The organism is Kitasatospora sp. NPDC002551, from assembly GCF_040296005.1.
GTDB lineage: Bacteria > Actinomycetota > Actinomycetes > Streptomycetales > Streptomycetaceae > Kitasatospora.
The window spans coordinates 1-3,163 of record NZ_JBEOWI010000150.1 but is presented as its reverse complement, the minus strand read 5'-3'; the positions used below and the strand labels follow the sequence as shown (position 1 = coordinate 3,163).

Sequence of the window (3,163 nt, the reverse complement as noted above, 5' to 3'; positions counted from 1 at the left end):
CGGCGCGCCGTCACAACCGTGACGGAATGCTTTAACGCCACTCCGTGGCTCCGGCTGGCTAGGAGGAGGTGGGCGGTACAACTCTCGCCCGTCGGGTGGTTGCTCTTCGGGGGGCCGGCCTTTGTGCCCGCACCCGGGGTCGAGGGGGCCTCTTCCTTCGGTGGCTCAGCTCTCTAAGCCTCTGACCTGGGCTTTTCTGTACCCTTGGGCTCTGCTGCTCCGGCCCGGGGTTCGCTCTCCGGGGCTTGGCCGACTCGTTCGGTACACGCCCTCTGGCTGTCTTCCCTGTTGTGTACCGGGCTCCAGTATGTCACGCTCCCCGCTGCGTTACAAGTCGTTAGGCGGGGAATCTGTGACTCTGAGTCAGCTACTGCCCTTGTCATGTGGTCTGAACCACTGAGCCAATTCTAGCGGCCGGATTGAGGCTTGTACAGGCAGCGATGGCATTTTCTGTAACGCGCCTGAGTGGCGGTCAAACGCATCGGGCTGATTGCCCTTCATATCCTACGGCTTCTCGCTACGGCGGGGGAAGTTGTACCGGACTCTATCAGCCTGAGCCTGTATCAGAATTGTACGGTCAGAGCATCCTGTCTGATGCTCCGTCTTCCCTCTGAGTTGTACCGGGGATTCATGCGGTGGCGTTCCTAGAATTGTATCGGGAATTCCTTCGGGAGAGCGGACATCCGGAGGCGCGGCCTCAGTACCGCCGGCGGGCGGCCCGCCGGCTCCTGCTCGGCCGGGTGGTGGAGCTCCGGGCCCGGGCCAGAGGGGCGCAGCGGGGCGGGGGCGGCCGCGGGCGGGTTACCCGCCGGGGGGCCGGCTCGTTGGTCTGGTGTGAGCGACGAGGGGGCCCCGTTGGACGGCGGTGCGATGTACGCCGTCGACGTCGGCAGCGAGCCGTTGCGGCCGTTGGGCATGCAGGCGTGGGCGGTCGAGGCGCAGCGGGCGCAGGTGGTCTTCGCGGCCTCGCATCGGGTCGAGACGTTCGCATCGGCCGGCGGCCGCGGTCCGGATCCGCACCTGGCCGGGCTGGCGTCCGGCGGGTGGGCGCGGTTCGACGACTTCGAGGGCTGGGCAGAGCCAGCGGCCGGCTGGTCGGCCGTCCTGGACGTGGCCGGTGACGTCCTCACGGTGACCGGCCGGGCCGGCGTCTGCTTCTACGAGGGCGGCCTGAACAGCTCGCGCGCATGGCGCCGCACCGCGCGCCGCCACGGCGTCTTCGTCGCCCTGGCCGGCGGCATCAGCGGCCCCTGGGACATCGCGGAGGCGCAGCTGCGGGGGGAGATGTACGCGTTGCTGTGCCCGGTGGTGCTGGTCTGAGCTGGGGTGGGGCGCAGCTGCGGCCCGGTGGGGCGGGCGGGCGGCTGGTGGGGGTGGTCAGGCTCCGAGGCCGATGTGGCGGACGTAGGTGTAGGCGCCCCAGTCGGAGTCGAGGTCGGCGATGATGTCGTCCCAGATCTCTTCGAGCTTGCCGATGTCGCCGGCGACCATGGCGTCGACGGCGTCGTCCCAGACGTAGCGGACCTGCAGGATGCGGATGCGCAGGTTGTCGCGGCGGCGCGGCTCGAGGACGACGTCCTGGTTGATGGGGTGGATCTCGACCCGGGTGCCCTTGCCGGCGTTGTTGAGGTGCTGCTTGAACGCGCCGGGGTTGTTGAGGACGTTGTGGGCGCGGAGGTTCCAGTAGGCGGTGTCGATGGCCTCCAAGTTGGCGGGCAGGGGGTTTTGGGTGCCCTTGGTCCAGGCGTTGATGGTCTTGGGGACGGCGGTGATGCCGGCGTCGGCCATGGCCTGGGCGCCGCCTTGGGTGTTGGTGAGGTAGTTCATCCGGGCCATCAGGCCGCGGCGGGTGGTGACGGGGGACTTGATGCCGCCGTCGATGATCATCCGTTCCAGGGCGTCTTCGAGGGCGCGGCCGAGGACGATTTTCCCGTGGCGGTTTTCGGGGTCGAGGTTGGCGCCGTATTTGCCGAAGTTCTTCCAGCCGTCGGTCGACATTAGGCGGCCTTCGCGTTGATGGTGTACTGGTCCTTGAGCTTCAGCTGCTTGGTGAGTCGGCCTTCTTCGAAGACGCCGCCCTTGGCCTTTCGCCATTCTCCGCCGGTGATGTGGAGTTCATCAGTGCCGCGGAGTCGGACGATGGTAAGGCCGTGTTCGTGGGCGCGGAGTGCCTTGTACCAGAGGTTGGCGAATGCCTGGCTGCGGATGATGTGCATCCAGTCGGGTCGGCGGAGATCGCGGTTGAATGATGATTCGCCGATGGTGGAGACGAACTTGGCGTAAATGGCCTTGACGTATTTCTCGGTGACGTCGTCGCGGTCGAGGATGGCTTTCTCTCGGGCGATGGTGAGGACGCGGCGGAACTTCTCCGTGATGTTTTCGGAGGCGCCGGAGGTCCAGGACTGGGTGATGTTCGGGGCCTCGGCGAGGCCGAGCTTGTGGCAGCGGAGCAGGAGGCGGACGGTGGCGTCGTCCAGGAGCACCGGGCCCTGTTCGCGGCGGTTGCCGATCGGGTCGGGCAGGTGCGGGTGTTCCCAGGTGGGGCGCTGGGGCAGGAGGTAGATGCCGGAGCGCTTGGAGTGGAAGCCGCCGTCGGGGTCGTGCTGCAGGGCGCCGATGGGCAGGTGGGTCTTCAGGGCGCTGCAGTAGGCGGCGTTGGTGTCCAGGACGTCGACGGCGATGCTGGCGAGGGTGCCGGCCTTGACCTGTTCCAGGAGCGGGCCGTTCTCCCACTTGTGGCGGCCTTCCCAGATGTCGTCGGCGCCGTCGCGGGTTTTCTTGCTGAGGAATTCGAGGCGTTCCGGGTAGACGGTGTGCTCGTAATTTCCGCCGACGCGGGTTGCTTCGAAGAGGGCCATTCCGTTTGGAATTGCCAGCTTCTCCAGGGCGGCGATGGCGGCCTCGGTGTCGCCGCCGTGCTCCTGGAGGGTCTGGTCGACGACCGAGCTGATCATGTTGAGGAAGTAGCCGTACTCCCGGCCCGCGTAGTCCCCGCCTGCGGCACGAGCGGGCCTGGGCGCGGCCGTGTGCTCCTCGGGCCGCTGAGCCGGGCGCAGCGGGCGGGCGGGGGGCTGGTGGGGCGTCAGGTTGGCCAGGGGGGGGCGCCGCCGGGAGTCGAGGTTGTCGCCCCGACAGACGCGCAGAACGCCACCCAGAACGACTA

The 3,163-nt window shown here is 67.8% G+C and carries 3 protein-coding genes; 1 reads left to right on the top strand and 2 read right to left on the bottom strand.

The genetic code is table 11. From position 1 onward, the window contains the following. The first annotated feature begins 834 nt into the window (after nucleotides 1–834). Nucleotides 835–1,320, top strand: coding sequence for a hypothetical protein (locus ABT093_RS40690; RefSeq protein WP_350572551.1), 486 nt, complete (start codon nucleotides 835–837; stop codon nucleotides 1,318–1,320). A 57-nt stretch (nucleotides 1,321–1,377) separates the two neighbouring features. Here ABT093_RS40690 and ABT093_RS40685 read toward each other — a convergent pair whose 3' ends face one another. Together ABT093_RS40685 and ABT093_RS40680 are read right to left on the bottom strand one after the other, a co-directional pair. Beyond that, a complete protein-coding gene (locus ABT093_RS40685; protein ID WP_350572550.1) occupies nucleotides 1,378–1,998 on the bottom strand; it encodes a hypothetical protein in 621 nt (206 codons plus the stop codon). Next, a partial coding sequence (locus tag ABT093_RS40680; RefSeq protein WP_350572549.1) for a hypothetical protein occupies nucleotides 1,998–3,163 on the bottom strand: 1,166 nt, incomplete at its 5' end. The genes ABT093_RS40680 and ABT093_RS40685, both read right to left, overlap by 1 nt.